The 15594-nt window shown below is 43.0% G+C and carries 13 protein-coding genes; 5 read left to right on the top strand and 8 right to left on the bottom strand.

The annotated features are described in order from the left end of the window. Positions 1 to 40: 40 nt before the first annotated feature. Complete coding sequence (locus AO382_RS04700) at positions 41 to 754, bottom strand: TetR/AcrR family transcriptional regulator (protein ID WP_181878869.1); 714 nt, start codon at positions 752 to 754, stop codon at positions 41 to 43. Positions 755 to 1151: 397 nt separating this feature from the next. Here AO382_RS04700 and AO382_RS04695 point away from each other — a divergent pair, with 397 nt between their 5' ends. The 4 genes from AO382_RS04695 (at position 1152) to AO382_RS04680 (ending at position 5080) form a co-directional block, all read left to right on the top strand. Beyond that, positions 1152 to 2330, top strand: coding sequence for a fatty acid desaturase (locus AO382_RS04695; protein WP_064618597.1), 1179 nt, complete (start codon positions 1152 to 1154; stop codon positions 2328 to 2330). 81 nt (positions 2331 to 2411) lie between these two features. Further along, complete coding sequence (locus AO382_RS04690) at positions 2412 to 3908, top strand: protein adenylyltransferase SelO (protein WP_064618591.1); 1497 nt, start codon at positions 2412 to 2414, stop codon at positions 3906 to 3908. A gap of 150 nt (positions 3909 to 4058) precedes the next feature. Next, entirely contained in the window at positions 4059 to 4241 is a 183-nt protein-coding gene (ccoS, locus tag AO382_RS04685; protein ID WP_064625159.1) for a cbb3-type cytochrome oxidase assembly protein CcoS, read from the top strand. After that, complete coding sequence (locus AO382_RS04680) at positions 4238 to 5080, top strand: sulfite exporter TauE/SafE family protein (RefSeq protein ID WP_064618590.1); 843 nt, start codon at positions 4238 to 4240, stop codon at positions 5078 to 5080. Before ccoS ends, AO382_RS04680 begins: the two co-directional genes overlap by 4 nt. Before the next feature lie 40 nt (positions 5081 to 5120). Here the strand turns inward: AO382_RS04680 and fghA are convergent, their stop codons facing one another. The 7 genes from fghA to AO382_RS04650 all read right to left on the bottom strand — a co-directional run bounded on the left by fghA (position 5121) and on the right by AO382_RS04650 (position 13053). After that, a complete protein-coding gene (fghA, locus tag AO382_RS04675; RefSeq protein ID WP_064618587.1) occupies positions 5121 to 5951 on the bottom strand; it encodes an S-formylglutathione hydrolase in 831 nt (276 codons plus the stop codon). Positions 5952 to 5963: 12 nt separating this feature from the next. Continuing rightward, positions 5964 to 7082, bottom strand: coding sequence for an S-(hydroxymethyl)glutathione dehydrogenase/class III alcohol dehydrogenase (locus tag AO382_RS04670; protein WP_064611285.1), 1119 nt, complete (start codon positions 7080 to 7082; stop codon positions 5964 to 5966). A 215-nt stretch (positions 7083 to 7297) separates the two neighbouring features. Next, the gene (gdhA, locus tag AO382_RS04665) at positions 7298 to 8638 is read right to left on the bottom strand and encodes an NADP-specific glutamate dehydrogenase (RefSeq protein ID WP_064618586.1); all 1341 of its coding nucleotides are present in this window, start codon (positions 8636 to 8638) and stop codon (positions 7298 to 7300) included. A 306-nt stretch (positions 8639 to 8944) separates the two neighbouring features. After that, the gene (locus AO382_RS11030) at positions 8945 to 9856 is read right to left on the bottom strand and encodes a C13 family peptidase (protein ID WP_227513628.1); all 912 of its coding nucleotides are present in this window, start codon (positions 9854 to 9856) and stop codon (positions 8945 to 8947) included. Continuing rightward, complete coding sequence (locus AO382_RS11025; RefSeq protein ID WP_227513627.1) at positions 9739 to 10374, bottom strand: hypothetical protein; 636 nt, start codon at positions 10372 to 10374, stop codon at positions 9739 to 9741. Before AO382_RS11025 ends, AO382_RS11030 begins: the two co-directional genes overlap by 118 nt. Positions 10375 to 10555: 181 nt before the next feature. Beyond that, positions 10556 to 12490: a molecular chaperone HtpG gene (gene htpG / locus AO382_RS04655; RefSeq protein ID WP_064618585.1), complete on the bottom strand. Its 1935-nt coding sequence runs from the start codon at positions 12488 to 12490 to the stop codon at positions 10556 to 10558. 92 nt (positions 12491 to 12582) lie between these two features. Further along, positions 12583 to 13053, bottom strand: coding sequence for a pyrimidine dimer DNA glycosylase/endonuclease V (locus AO382_RS04650; protein ID WP_064618637.1), 471 nt, complete (start codon positions 13051 to 13053; stop codon positions 12583 to 12585). Positions 13054 to 13227: 174 nt separating this feature from the next. Between AO382_RS04650 and AO382_RS04645 the strand changes: the two genes are divergently transcribed. Beyond that, a complete protein-coding gene (locus AO382_RS04645) occupies positions 13228 to 15588 on the top strand; it encodes a penicillin-binding protein 1A (protein ID WP_064618584.1) in 2361 nt (786 codons plus the stop codon). Positions 15589 to 15594: the final 6 nt, after the last annotated feature.

Here is a 15594-nt window from a genome sequence, read left to right as displayed (position 1 = left end):
TTGTACAGTCAATCAGATTTGACCGATTGTAAATCAAGGCTTAAGGCATGATGGTCTGCCCAATCGCCTCTGCCAGCTCAAGAATTTCTGCTTCGCTCATATCTTGGCTGGTCGCCAATAATCTTTGTGAAATCTCATCTGCTGGCTGATTATCCGCCTTGGGATATAATTTTGGTAAATCCAGCATCTGCCGCACCAAAGCACTCTTTAGGGTATCACGCCGACCCAAATAACGCTGATAAAAGCTTGAATTTAACAAACTTGCACCACCTTGCCCAACCGCATACAAGGTTGCCATATAGTCACGAATATTCATCTGACTGTTTTGTTCGGTCAAATATCTTTGAACAATACAAGACATACGAACCATTCGTTCTCGGCGTACATGGTATAATTGGGCAAACATCTTGTTTAATCCAGAAGTTGTTGATGACAGGCGTTCTTCAATATGATTAAATAAAATCGCACGGTGCGGTAAATTGACCAACTGAAGTACCAATCGGGCCACGCCAGCCCCAGCACCGTCTTCAACAATAATCATATCAAGTTTTCGCTTTTCATAATCAATCAAAATCCGTAACAGCAGTTCATCTTTACTGGCAAAATGCTTATAAAGCGTTCCTTTTGCCAAATCCAATGCCAAAGCTAAGCTATCTAGTGTCAAATCCCCCTCGCCAGAGTCAAGCAATAATTGCTCAGCTGTTTGCAAAATACGCATCTCCCGCAACTCAAATTGTTGCTTGCGATTGGTCATGATATGTCCTTTATTCAATACAAATATTTAATACAAAAATAACTATCCAAGATTATAGCAAAACACAATAAAAATGGGTGATACTTTTTTACCTCGTGCATTATTAAACCATTGTTATTGATGATTTGATGATGAATAAAACACAAAATATCAAACAAATGATGCCGTGATTGTTACAATTTTACCCACAAATGATGTGAATAATTGTTCACATTTGGACGGTTTTGTGTTAGCATATTTTCGTATAGAAATTCTTCTGAATATATTGATAATACTTGCCTGACAACATATAATTATCATCAATGTTATGTAAATATTCAAAATGAATTTTCTATTATTTACAAACTTTATCTAAATTATACCAGTTTGTTACCTTTATTATAGGATACTTACCTTTATGAGTATTGAGCGTAATTCTGAAGCGTTTGAGCAAGCACCCATCAACTGGGTACCTGCCATTGTGCTGTTATCCACCTTGTTTCTTGCCATTGCTATCGTGCCTTGGTATCTATGGACGCATGGTGTGGGCATGGGCGTTTGGGTGGCTTTTGCTATTTTAATGGCTTGGACGGGTCTGTCTATCACCGCTGGCTACCATCGTTTGTGGTCACATAAATCCTATGAAGCCCATCCTGTTGTCAAATATATTTTATTACTTGGTGCGACTTTGGCGGTTGAAAGCTCAGTATTTGACTGGTGTTCAGGGCATCGCTCACACCATCGCCATGTTGATGATGAATATGACGACCCGTATTCTTCTCGTCGTGGTTTTTGGTTTAGCCACATGGGCTGGATGCTACGCAAATACCCAAGCGGTCAATATGATTACAAAAATATCCCCGACCTAAAAAAAGATAAGCTACTTGCCCTACAACACAAGTATTATGGTTTTTGGGTAATTGCTACCAATGTTGTTGTTCTGGCGATGATTGGCTGGATCACAGGGGATATGCTGGGTACATTTTTGATTGCAGGTCTTCTACGCTTGGTGTTGACACATCATTTTACCTTTTTTATCAACTCGCTGTGCCATATGTTTGGTACACGCCCTTATACCGATGAGAATACCGCACGGGACAATGGCCTACTTGCCATCGTGACTTGGGGTGAAGGTTATCATAACTATCATCACTATTTTCAATATGACTACCGTAATGGCGTCAAATGGTGGCAATATGACCCAACCAAATGGATCATCGGTCTGCTTGCCAAAGTAGGCTTAGCCAGTAATTTAAAGCGTGTCGATGATTTGACCATCAAACATGCAGAGCTGACCATGCAGTTTAAACGCGCCCAAGAACGCATCGCCACAGGGGGCGAACCAAGTTTAGATGAGCGTTTGGCTGCCTTTAAAGAGCGTATCAGTGCCGAGTATGATGAATTTACCAAAACAGTTGAAGAATGGCATGCCCTAAAAGCCAAAGCGATTGAGCTAAAGCGTGCAGAATTAGCCGACCGATTAAATGAAGCAGATGAAAAGCTCAAAGCACAGCTTGCCCAAATTGAAACTAAAATCTTAGAGCAAAGTAAGCGTGTTGAGCAGGCATATCTACAACTCAAAGGTAAAGCTGTTTAATATCCAAGCCTTGTTTTCTCCACCCTTTATCTATATATTGGATAAAGGGTTTTCTTTTTAATAATAAATAACGGCTCACTTATGAAATTTGTGCATGATTATCTAAAACATGACGAGCGACTATACCGCCACATCACACCCACACCACTGGATAATCCAAAACTCATCGCGCTCAACCATCCGCTCATTGATCAGCTGGGATTGACAGCGCTTAGCGATGACGATTGGCTGTCAGTGATTTCAGGTATTTTGGCACCACTCAGCGACATCGCACCTCATGCGCTACAGCCGATCGCCATGGCTTATGCAGGACATCAATTTGGTCAATGGGCAGGTCAATTGGGCGACGGTCGCGGTTTATTGATCGCCCAATTACAAGATGCAAAAACGGGTCGATTGATTGATTTACATCTTAAAGGTGCAGGACTTACGCCCTATTCACGGCGCGGAGATGGGCGTGCGATGATGGCAAGCTCTATCCGTGAGTATTTGGGTGGCCATGCGCTCAATGGCTTAAATATCCCTGCTTCAGATGCCATCGGTGTCATCGTGTCTGACACCCGCATTCAGCGCCAATATATCGAAAATGCCGCCGCTCTACTTCGTGTCAGCGACTGCCATGTACGCCTTGGTCATTTTGAGTGGGTATCGATGTATGCGGCTGATTATTTTGAAGAATTTGTCATTAAAATTATTCAAAGTTATTACCCGCACTTGTATGATGATGTGCAAAATACTGCTAATATCGCTGAATTTTTAACCGAAATTGCTGCCAATACCGCGCGTATAATTGCCAAATGGCAGCTGGTTGGCTTTTGTCATGGTGTCATGAATACCGATAATCTTAATATCACGGGCTCTACGCTGGACTTTGGACCCTTTGCCTTTATGGAAGGTTTTGACCCAACTTGGATCAATAACCACTCAGACCATACAGGTCGTTATATTTATCAAAATCAGCCCATGATCGGACGCTGGAATCTATCAACGGTCTATCGCACTTTTGGTCTGCTTATCACCCAAGATGAGATTGATCACGCCTTGACCACCTATGAAACAGTCTTTACCGACACTTATCATGATGGACTGTGTCAAAAGCTTGGTCTTAAGATGTCCGAGCCCGCCATACAGCTTGGCTATCGCTTGCTAACTTTGATGCAGGCGCACCGTTTGGATTATACCAACAGCTTTCGTGCGCTGATTGCTTTGATGGATCAAGATGATCATAGCAAGCAATTTGAGCATGAGTATGGGCTACTGACCAATCTGATGCACAGCCTGCCTCATGCTGCACACAACCAGTGGCATGAGTGGGTACATGATTATTTAAATTATGTTCAGAAAACGACCACCAAAGCTGACGCCATTTCGCTCATGCAGTCGGTCAATCCAATCTATGTTCTTAGAAATCACATGGCAGAGCGCGCCATTGAGTCTGCGCATCGTGATGATTTTTCTGAAGTGGCACGATTATTTGCATTACTAGATAACCCCTATCAACAGCAAACCATTGCAACCGTTGATGATACTCGCATGGCGTTTGCCAATGAGGCTGTCGCAGTCAGTTGCTTGTCTTAATCAGCTTATCCAAATTTAGATATATCAAATTTTAAAGCCAAACCCATCAGCCATTTATTGGTAAAAAACCAAAATGATGAAGTAATTTATATATCAAATAAAATCATTTATGCTATAATGGGATTAATTTTTTATAAACTGAGGCATGCCATGCTCAGTATTTATCTGTTAATCCCATTAAGCCTGATGCTGTTTGTAGTGGCGATTTGGGCAATTTATTATGCAGTTAAGTCTAATCAATTTGAAGATTTGGATAACGCCTCTGAACAAATCATTTTAGACGATCGACAAGCACGCCGAAAAACAAATCGTATTCATAAGGAACAGCGATGACATTTGCACTAATTTTTGCTGCTTTTAGTATGGGTCTGCTTGGCTCACCACATTGTTTGGGTATGTGTGGCGGCATCGTAGCAGCCTTTGGCATCTCCATGAAAAATACCTCGCCCGCCAAGCGAACTTTATTGATGTTAGGCTATCATGTGGGACGGTTGGGCAGCTATACGATTTTAGGCTTACTGGTTGCAGCCTTGGGTAAGCACATTTTAGCACCTTTAATGGCCAACAGCGCCTTACCCAAATATTTATTGGGCGGTGCTTTGGTTTTTGCTGCACTGCTCATGTTGGGGCTACCAGTACTCAATCGCCTTGAAAAAGCAGGCCTAAGATTTTGGAATACACTGGCACCTTTACGCGCCAAAGTTTTACCGATGGATAGCTTGCCTAAGGCACTGATTGCAGGTCTGCTTTGGGGATTTTTACCCTGTGGGCTGGTTTATGGTGCATTAGGCGTGGCACTGGGACTTGCCTCTGACAGTCAAGTAGGATTGACAGCGACAACCTTTATGGTATTTTTTTGGCTTGGTACTTTACCCATGCTACTTGCCACAGGCACAGTCATCGCTTGGCTAAAATCCAAAATCCACGCATTTAATCTACGCAAATTCAGCGGTGTGGTCATGCTCATATCAGGATTGGCAATTGCCTTTAGTATGCCAATCATGCACAGATTGCATGGCGACCACGCAGAACATGGTCACCATCACCATACCAGCGACGAGCATGTTCATGATCAAGCGGGTCATCACAGCCATCAACATCACGGTGAAGCACCTGCCCACGAACACGATCACTCATCGCATTCAGATCAAAGCCATTCGCATCATCATTAATTAAATAGATGCTTTATCATGCAAATCACCTTATCCCAATTTAGGCATTAAGATGGTTTGCATGAAACTTAATATGCGCCTCAATAAAACTTGCAATAAAAAAGTAACTGTGGTCATAGCCATCATGCAAGTTTAGCTCTACCTTAATACCGTTTTCTTGGGCAGCGGCAACGAACTGTTCAGGTTGCAGCTGATTTGGATAAAAATCATCTGCCAAGCCTTGATCAATGCGAATGGGTGGAGCTTTGGTTGCTTTGGCTACCAAATAGGTGCTGTCATACTCACACCAATCAGACTCTTTTTCACCCAAATACGCTGTAAATGCTTTTTGACCCCAAGGCGTCTTAGACGGATTGACAATCGGCGCAAAAGCAGAAATACTGGTATAAGCGTCAGGGTTTTTTAGTCCAATTTGTAGAGCACCATGACCGCCCATGCTATGCCCACAGATTGCCTTTTGTCCGACATTGAAGTTCTTCTCAACCAGCCTAGGTAGCTCATCAACAATATAATCATACATTTGATAATGTGCTGACCAAGGGCTGGCGGTTGCATTGACATAAAATCCAGCACCTTGGCCCAAGTCATAAGCTTCATCATCAGGTACGGTTTCTCCACGAGGTGATGTATCAGGTATCACCAAGATTATACCGTACTTAGCAGCATACTGCTGAGCGCCTGATTTGGTCGAAAAATTCTCATCATTACAGGTTAACCCTGATAAATAATATAATACAGGTAAACAGGCACCTTTAAGTGCCTGCTTTGGCAGATAGACTGCAAAGGTCATCTCGCTTTGGACTGCTTTAGAAACATGGCGATAACGGCGATGCTCGCCATCAAACATTTTATGATAGCTGATTAATTCCATAAGTCACCCAAGTTAAAAATGGATTACACTGCGAATTGATTTGCCTTCATGCATCAGATCAAAAGCGGCATTGATTTGGTCAAGTGGCATGGTATGGGTGATAAAATCACTCAATGCAAAATCACCTTGCATATATTGGCTGACAATACCAGGCAGCTCACTACGACCTTTCACATCACCAAATGCCGAACCTCGCCACACACGCCCAGTTACCAGTTGAAATGGGCGTGTCGAAATCTCAGCACCTGCTGGTGCGACACCGATAATCACGCTCTCACCCCACCCTTTATGACAGCATTCAAGTGCTGCTCGCATGACATCCACATTACCAATACATTCAAATGAAAAATCCACACCGCCATCAGTCATCTCGATGATAACTTGCTGAATGGGTTTGTCAAATTTATTAGGATTAACACAGTCTGTCGCCCCAAGCTCTTGTGCTTTGGCAAACTTATCTTCATTAATATCAACAACAATAATGCGGCCAGCCCCTGCCATGCGAGCACCAATCACCGCAGCAAGTCCAATACCACCCAAACCAAAAATTGCCACCGTATCACCCGGCTTTACTTTGGCTGTTTTTAAAACTGCGCCCATGCCCGTGGTAACACCACAACCAAGCAAGCAGACCTCTTCTAAGGGCGCATCTTTTTGAATCTTTGCCAATGAATACTGAGATACCACGGTATACTCTGAAAAAGTCGATGTACCCATATAATGATAAATTGGCTTACCCTCTTTAAAAAAGCGAACAGTACCGTCTGGCATTAAGCCTTTACCTTGGGTTTCACGCACTGCCGAACAAAGGTTGGTTTTATTAGATAAGCACATTTTGCACTGACCACATTCGGCTGTATATAGCGGAATCACATGGTCACCAACCGCAAAATCAGTTACGCCCTCACCGACAGCTTCAACGATACCTGCACCTTCATGACCAAGCACACAAGGAAAAACACCTTCAGGATCAGCACCTGATAAGGTATAAGCATCTGTATGACAAACACCTGTTGCTACGATGCGAACCAATACCTCACCAGCTTGTGGCGGCATCAAATCCAACTCTTCAATTACCAGCGGTTCATTTGCCGCCCAAGCAACTGCGGCTCGTGTTTTAATAAAGTCCATCATCAGCTCCTTTGGTTAATACATATGTCACACAAAAATGCATGTGTCACACAAATTGATTACCCTTGGTCATATTCGTTTAAGGGGTTGATTATACTTGATTAAACCGAAAATAAAAACCGCCAGTTACATTCATCTAAAATAAAAACAACCTGTATTGACACAGGTTGTTTTTTGATCAGCGATGATAAAACAATCGATGATAAAATAATCAATCACAAAATGCCATAAGCGACTAACGCATTGGCAACTTTTAAAAAGCCTGCCACATTAGCACCTGTCATATAATCAACCACATCTTTGGTTTTACCGTACTCTTTTGCTGCAGACAATAAATCATCATGGATATTTTTCATGATGCCTTGTAGTTTTTCATCCAACTCTGAGAAACTTTTATATTGGCGTACAGAGTTTTGGCTCATCTCAAGACCCGAAACAGCCACACCACCAGCATTAGCTGCTTTGCCTGGTGCATAAGTGATGCCGTGACTGCGTACGATATCGATCGCTTGGGCATCTAATGGCATATTTGCCCCTTCTACAACATATTTGACACCACTTTCGACCAACTGCTTAGCCTCTTGTTCACAGACTTCATTTTGCGTAGCACATGGCAATGCGATATCAGCAGCAAACTGCCAAGGTTTTGTATCTGGCAACCATTCACCACCAAATTTTTCGACATAATCACTTAGCGGTTTGCGTGCATCTTTTTGAGCTTTCACCCAGTCAATTTTTTCTTGAGTGAAACCTTCATCGTCATGTAGCGTGCCTTGAGAGTCAGAAAGAGTGATGACTTTACCGCCAAGATGCAAGGCTTTTTCGGCAGCATGTTGGGCAACATTACCCGCACCTGAAACCAAAACAGTTTTACCCTCTAAGGTATCGTCATTGGCTTTGAGCATATTATCCAAAAAATACACCAAGCCATAGCCTGTTGCTTCATTACGAATCAAGCTACCGCCAAAACCTACGCCCTTACCTGTCAACACGCCTTCATGCTTACGCGTCAGATTTTTATACATCGCAAACATATAGTTTACCTCACGGCTGCCAACACCGATATCACCTGCTGGAACATCCATATCCTTGCCGATATTTTTGTGTAATTCACGCATAAAAGCATAGCAAAAACGGCGGATTTCAGCATCTGATTTACCCTTAGGGTCAAAGTCAGAACCGCCTTTACCGCCGCCCATCGGTAAGCCTGTCAAAGCATTTTTAAAAATCTGCTCAAATCCTAAAAATTTTAGCACGCTTTCGTTCACGGTTGGATGAAAACGCAAACCGCCTTTATAAGGTCCAATGGCGTTACTAAACTGCACACGCCAGCCACGATTAATCTCAACCTCACCTTGGTCATTTTCCCAATTCACACGAAAGTTAATAATGCGGTCTGGCTCACAAAGACGCTCAAATACCTTTAACTCTACAAACTTAGGATTACTCTCATAAGCTTCTTCAATCGTCATAGCGACTTCTTGAACCGCTTGGATAAATTCGGGTTGATGGGCGTAATTTTTTTCTATTTTTTTTACAACAGATTGGATACTCATGTGATAAATCCCTTAGATTAATGGAAACAAGGTTCGCCCAATGTGATTTGACGAACAGTTTTTGGCTTTTATTGATAAGTAAAATACACTTTATCAATTATAAATCATAAAAAATTGTGATATTATAAGCAAAGGTAATATACCGAAATTTCGGGCAAATTACAAGCGGTTTTTGGGGGAATACTCGCCATTTTAAACAAAAATAGTTGGTCAAATACTCCGCCAATACCGCCTTTGAATGACAAAAAAAACCGCCGTTTGCTTTAGCATAACAGCGGTAGTTAAAGACATGATGAAAACAGTCAATTAATTTGGGGCAGGCTCAGTATCAGGCGCTTTATTAATCAATCCATAAGGAATGTTGATGCTTGGATTGTCCTGATGATGAAATAACGCCTTTTGAAGCTCAGGCAAGGCAAGCTGCATCGCTTCACCAATGACCATTTGCGGCTCAGAAGGCTCAAAACCCATCAAAATCTCACGCTCTTTAATCTTGGGCAGGGCATCATAAAAAGCTGTCATTATCCCATCTGAGCGTGGCAGACTTTCATTAAAAAATGCTCGACCAAAATAAGTCATATCCGCATCATCGGTACAGCCAAAAGAAGCTTTATCCGCCTTAGACGCTGTGATAATCATCGTATAGGGATCTTTTAATGCATTGATAAAAGTGCCTGAATAGCACGCCGAAACAACAATGACACGCCAACGAATGCCTGATTTATCCAAAGCAGATTTTAACCAAAATGGATCAATCTGACGCAAATTCATTGGGGGATTTGTTACCGCCAATTCACCAATCGGCTCGCCATGTTCATCGACCGACCCGTGTGAGCTTAATACCAAAAATAAAGCATCTTCATCAGGGTTCATCAGTCCGCCGATATGCTCAAGGCTTCGCTCAATGCTGGTGCGTGTGGCAATGGGGTACTCGCCCCAAGTGCTTGGGTTGTTAATCAAAGCAATCGAACGCCCTGCCGTATCAAATCTGACATCAAATAATTGGCGTGCTTGAATGATCTCACTGGCAAAGACATCTTGCTCGCTGTAGCTGGCTGCCCCCAAAAAATACCATTCATGCCGACCCTTACGACCCGCCTTCATCGCTTGCAGCTGATCAGGTAGAAGCGCTGCTTGTTCATAAAATGCCAATTCATCAAGCTCCACCACCACTTCATCCATCTTAAAAATAGGCTGATTGATGGTATTTTTTGCCAAACAACCAATAAGACAATGCTTGCAATCAACATCAAGACGGTTTCATACCAAGGCCAATCAAAACGCTTAGCAAAAATCAGCAAAAGTGCCGCTGTCTGCCACACAAATAATAATAAAAATAAAGTGGGTAAGATGCTGTGCAGCCAAAACGGCAATAGACTTTCATTTTCAAGAAACTGAATGCCACTTTGAAATAGCACAAGCAAGGTATCCGCCGCCAACCATAAAATTGCCGGCACAAACAACAATGAGTAATTCAGTGAACGCTGAGCAATGATGATGCCTGCGGCGACAATGATGGTTGGCCAAACCAAGTAACTGATCAGACCTTGTTCATTAAAATAGCTGTCACTTGGTGCAGCAAGCCAAGCAAATAAAATATTTGCCGATAACGCCACCACCATAAAAGCAGCCGCTTGCGCAAATGTTGGCTTGACAAGCTTAAACGCTCGCTCGCTGCCCACAAGCATCCATAAAGACGCGCCCAGATTTGAGAAAAAATTTGAGAAAAAACCCATTGAACTCTCGAAAGTCAGTTTCAAAAAGTCTGACCATTGTAGCATATTGCAAAATTACACTGGGCAGAAATTTTGTATCTTATCCGACATGTTTTTGGCTTAGCATTTGTTGATTTAATGACCAAATACGCACTAAAAAACTGCCATGGTATTCCACAGCAGTTTGGCAAATCAACTTTAATTAGCCCATCAAAAGCTTATTAACGCGCTTTAGATAGCCTGCTGGATCTTCAAGCTGACCACCATCAGCCAACAATGCTTGATCAAAGATGACTTGTGCTAAGTCGTCAAAATCGCCACTGGTTTCAAGCTTATTGATCAGCGGATGATTCGGATTAATCTCAAGCACAGGCTTGACATCAGGCACGCTTTGACCCATGGCTTTGAGCATTTGTGCCATCTGCGGCGTGAGCTCACCGTCACCCACGACCAAGCACGCTGGGCTATCCACCAGTCGGCTTGACACTCTGACATCTTTGGTGCGATCGCCTAGCGTAGCTTTAAGTTTTTCAACCACAGGCTGCATTTTTTCTTCGGCTTGTTTGGCTTCTTGCTTTTCATTTTCGTCAGTCAAGTCGCCCAGATCAACCGCACCTTTGGCGATATTTTGCAATGGCGTACCATCAAATTCATGCAAAAAGTTCATCGCCCACTCATCGACGCGCGCAGTCATCAAAATCACTTCGATGCCTTTTTTATTAAACAGCTCAAGCTGTGGGCTGTTTTTGGCAGCAGCCAAATTATCAGCCGTCAGATAATAGATGGCTTTTTGACCCTCTTTCATGCGGGCTTTATAATCAGCAAAACCTGTCGCGACCGCTTCATCGGTGCTGGTTGCGTAGCGTAAAAGCTTGGCAATGCGTGCTTGGTTGGCTTGATCTTCACCCAAACCTTCTTTAAGCACATCGCCAAATTCTTGATAAAAATCGGCAAATTTTTGTTGCTTATCGGCATCTTCAGAGTTGGCAAGACTTGACAGTAGCGTCAATACACGGCGAGCATTACCCTCACGAATTGCCTTAACATCTCGTGATTCTTGCAAGATTTCACGGCTAACATTAAGTGGCAAATCAGCAGTATCAATCACCCCCTTGACAAAGCGTAAATACATGGGCAATAACTGCTCAGCATCTTCCATGATAAATACTCGTTTGACATACAATTTTAGCCCATGTTGCTGTTCACGAGCGTACAAGTCCATGGGTGCTTTACTTGGAATAAATAAAAGCTGTGTATATTGCACTCGCCCCTCAACACGATTATGCGTATAGGCTAGGGGCTTGGCATAATCATAGCTTAAGTTTTTATAAAATTCATGATACTCATCGTCGCTAATATCGCTTGGGCTTTTTGTCCATAACGCATTGGCTTGGTTGACTGTTTCGTAGTCATCGGCAGTAATGTATTCACCTTTGCCTGTCGGCTCACCATCTTCACCCAGCTCATCTTGCCAAATTTGCTTACGCATTTGAATCGGCAGGCTGATATGGTCAGAGTATTTATTTACCAGTGATTTTATGTGATGGTCGTTTAAATAATTTGTCTCACTCTCGCTACCGCCAGCATACTCATCTTTAAGATATAGCGTAATTGATGTTCCACGATTGGGTTTATGAATACTCTCGGTGGTAAATTGCCCCGTACCATCAGACACCCAACGCACGCCTTTATCAGCAGATTCGCCTGCTTTACGGCTTTCAACGACGATCTTATCTGCAACAATAAACCCTGAATAAAAGCCCACGCCGAATTGACCGATCAAATGACCGTCTTTTTTATCGCTTTCTGATAATTTTTCCAAAAAGGCTTTGGTGCCTGATTTGGCGATCGTGCCCAAATGCTCAATGGCATCATCTTCATTCATACCGATGCCATTATCGCTAAAGGTAATGGTTTTGGCAGTATTATCAATATCAATACGAATCGCAAGTTCGCCATCATTTTCATACAAGCTATCATCAGAGGTTGCCAAAAATCTCAGCTTATCACAAGCATCAGAGGCATTTGACACCAGTTCACGCACAAAAATATCAGCATTTGAGTATAAAGAGTGCGTCACCAAATGCAAAAGCTGCGCAACTTCAGCTTCAAAATGATGGGCGGTCGGATTAGTCATAGTTGTCTCCCTATCAAAGTTTCATCTTTCAAGATAGGGATGGTGCCTATTTTTTCAAGCACTGATTGTACAAAGTTATTTGAACGGATGACTTAATTACAATCAGTGATTAAATTTTTTAGTCCCTCTTGATACACTGTATCGTCAATCACATTGCCCTGCTTGCGATACCACTGCGGTTTGGCAGCGATTTTTTCAAGTAATCGCTCAATGGAGAGTGTTAAATCCGCTTTGGTGGGCGTATAGTCTTGATAAAACCTTGAATCAATGCTTTGGCGAAATCCCACGATGCTGTCTTTGGGCGTGAATTGATAATCGCGCGCGATCAGCTCCTCTTTGAGCGCAAAATAACGCTTTTCAATAAAGCCCAGCTTATCATAAAAAAACAGCACATGACCTGCACCCAACCGATAGCTTGAAGGAATCTTTTTAAGCGTGTCGCTGATCCCATGCTTGGCGACAGCGGATTGTACAAGCTTAAAAATACGCGTAATTTCTCGAAATTCGGCAAACAAATGCTGATCTGTTAAATCCTTTGGGGCGATCAAATTAATGCGAGTCATAGGGTGTCTGCACATCTCAAGCATTGATAAAGTGGCTTTAGCATAACACAAAATGGTAAAAATTTATCCAACACACAAATAATCATCTCTACACGAAATTACCAATAAAAACTAGCTATTCTATCTACAACCTAGTAAAATAAGAAATTAGGTCTATAGCAAGCAAAAGAATTTATGTCTAAAAACACTTTTTCTGCGTCATTCATCGCCATTTTATCAAAAGTTATTTTGGGCGTATTGGCATTATTTGCAATCTTAATTTTAGCATTTCCCATTGGGTTTTATGGCATGGCAATGTATCTTGAGCCAACTTTGCCTGATGTCAATAATTTGGACAATTCCCGCTTTGAGATGCCGCTACAGATTTATACTGCCGACAACAAACTGATCGGACAATATGGTAATCGCTATTCTTTGCCTGTCACCTTTGACGAAATTCCTGAGCGTATGATTCAGGCATTTTTGGCGGCAGAAGACGATACTTTTTTTGAACACAGTGGTATCAGTGTTAAAGGCATGGGGCGAGCGTTGACCGAAGTTGTCAGCGATAATGACGCTCAAACTGGTGGTTCAACCATTACCATGCAAGTGGCAAAAAACTATTTTTTAAGCCCTGAGCGTACCATTAATCGTAAGCTGACCGAACTTTTCATCGCCCGCAAAATTGAAAATGAACTCACAAAAAATGAAATTTTAACGCTATATGTTAATAAAATTTATTTGGGTGAAGGTACTTATGGCATTCAAGCTGCAGCACGCCGCTATTATTCCAAAAATCTAGAAAGTTTGACCATTGCCCAAATGGCGATGATTGCAGGCTTACCCAAAGCCCCTTCAGCCTATAATCCTGTGGTTAATCCCGATCGAGCCATGGAGCGACGCAACTGGATTATCGGACGCATGCACCAAGAAGGTTTTATTACCGCTTCTGAAAAAGATGCTGCCATTGCCGAACCAATGGGGCTAAATATCTATCAAGAAAAACTTGACCTAAATATGCCTTATGTTGCAGAGATGGTACGCTCCACTTTGGTTGAACGCTATGGTGAGGCGGTGATGGATTCAGGTTGGCGTGTTCAAACCACAATCAATAGCAGCTCACAACTTGCAGCCAATACTGCCTTGGTGAGGGGTTTGCGTGATTATGACCGTCGTCATGGTTGGCGAGGTGTTGAAGCAGAAGAAGGAACGCTTGAAGGTCGTAGAAATTTTGATCATATTTATCCTGCCAAAGTCACCAAGGTCAATAACCAAAGCTTTGAAGCTGAGCTTCAATCTGGAGAAACTGTGACCATCGGTTGGTCAGGTATGAATTGGGCGCGTCGCTACTATGATGCTAACCGTGTCGGTGGTGGCTATAGTAATGCGCATCAGATGGTCAAGGTTGGTAATATTGTGCGAATCTCTCCGCTCAATGAATCTAAAACTGCTTGGCGTATGGAATCCATTCCTAAGGTTCAAGGTGCACTGATCTCTTTGGATCCTGAAAATGGCGCCTTGCGTGCTGTTGTTGGCGGTTTTCATTTTAATCACAGCAAATTTAATCGCGCCATCCAAGGATATCGCCAACCAGGGTCAATCATTAAGCCTTTTGTTTTTGCTGCAGCTCTTGAATCAGGCAAACACACGCCAGACAGTTTGGTCTCTGATGCAGAGATTCGTGTTGGCAGTTGGCAACCAAAAAATGCCGATGGACGCTACACAGGCGATATGACACTACGCCGTGCACTGGCTTTATCACGCAATACGCCTTCTATTCGCCTACTACGCTCGGCGGGCATCGATGAGACTCGCCACCTGATGAATGCCATGGGCGGACTTGAGATGGAGCGCATGCCATCCACCTTGGCATTGGCACTGGGCGCTGCTGACGCCACACCGCTACAAATGGCAACGGGGTTTGCCACCATCATCAATGGTGGACATCGCATTCAGCCTTACTTTATCGAAAGAATCTATGATTTTGGCAATGACATCATTTATCAAGCCAATCCACAGCAAGCTTGTGCGCTTTGCTTTAATGAAAATCTTTCAGCAACCAATGCCAAATTACTTGAATCATTTGAAGCCAATAGATCACAAGAGCCAGCAGGCGAGCTTGGCACACCAGCTGGCGATAGACTACACCCAAGAAGCGCGCCACAATATGTAGCTGCCACCCAAGCGCCTCGCGTACTTTCTCACCAAACAGCTTACAATATCTCCAATATGATGCGTGAAGTCATCACCAGCGGTACAGGTCGTAGAGCTCGTGCTTTGGGTCGTGGTGATGTTGGTGGTAAGACTGGTACGACCAACCTTGCTAAGGATGCTTGGTTTGCAGGGTTTCATCCGACCAATGTGGCTGTAGTTTGGGTGGGCTTTGATACGCCGTCGACTTTGGGAAATAGTGAGTACGGTGGCGTCGCTGCACTGCCAATTTGGGTGAATTTTATGAGCCATGAGCTTCGCGGCACTCCTTCACAATGGATCAGCCCAGAAGATCGGTCAAAAGCCGTCAAAGCGACCCAACAAGTCATTGATTTAAAAGATTAATCAAAC

Source organism: Moraxella catarrhalis, from assembly GCF_001656295.1.
GTDB classification, from domain to species: Bacteria; Pseudomonadota; Gammaproteobacteria; order Pseudomonadales; family Moraxellaceae; genus Moraxella; species Moraxella veridica.
Note: the sequence above shows the minus strand (reverse complement) of the source record. Positions and strands in the feature narration are given on the sequence as shown.

Bases quoted from the DNA above. Each gene is read 5' to 3' on its own strand.
- AO382_RS11025 (WP_227513627.1), bottom strand. From the start codon at position 10,374: ATGGGTTTTTTCTCAAATTTTTTCTCAAATCTGGGCGCGTCTTTATGG.
- htpG (WP_064618585.1), bottom strand. From the start codon at position 12,490: ATGACTAATCCGACCGCCCATCATTTTGAAGCTGAAGTTGCGCAGCTT.
- AO382_RS04700 (WP_181878869.1), bottom strand. From the start codon at position 754: ATGACCAATCGCAAGCAACAATTTGAGTTGCGGGAGATGCGTATTTTG.
- AO382_RS04695 (WP_064618597.1), top strand. From the start codon at position 1,152: ATGAGTATTGAGCGTAATTCTGAAGCGTTTGAGCAAGCACCCATCAAC.
- AO382_RS04680 (WP_064618590.1), top strand. From the start codon at position 4,238: ATGACATTTGCACTAATTTTTGCTGCTTTTAGTATGGGTCTGCTTGGC.
- AO382_RS04670 (WP_064611285.1), bottom strand. From the start codon at position 7,082: ATGGACTTTATTAAAACACGAGCCGCAGTTGCTTGGGCGGCAAATGAA.
- AO382_RS04645 (WP_064618584.1), top strand. From the start codon at position 13,228: ATGTCTAAAAACACTTTTTCTGCGTCATTCATCGCCATTTTATCAAAA.
- fghA (WP_064618587.1), bottom strand. From the start codon at position 5,951: ATGGAATTAATCAGCTATCATAAAATGTTTGATGGCGAGCATCGCCGT.
- gdhA (WP_064618586.1), bottom strand. From the start codon at position 8,638: ATGAGTATCCAATCTGTTGTAAAAAAAATAGAAAAAAATTACGCCCAT.
- AO382_RS04650 (WP_064618637.1), bottom strand. From the start codon at position 13,053: ATGACTCGCATTAATTTGATCGCCCCAAAGGATTTAACAGATCAGCAT.
- AO382_RS04690 (WP_064618591.1), top strand. From the start codon at position 2,412: ATGAAATTTGTGCATGATTATCTAAAACATGACGAGCGACTATACCGC.
- ccoS (WP_064625159.1), top strand. From the start codon at position 4,059: ATGCTCAGTATTTATCTGTTAATCCCATTAAGCCTGATGCTGTTTGTA.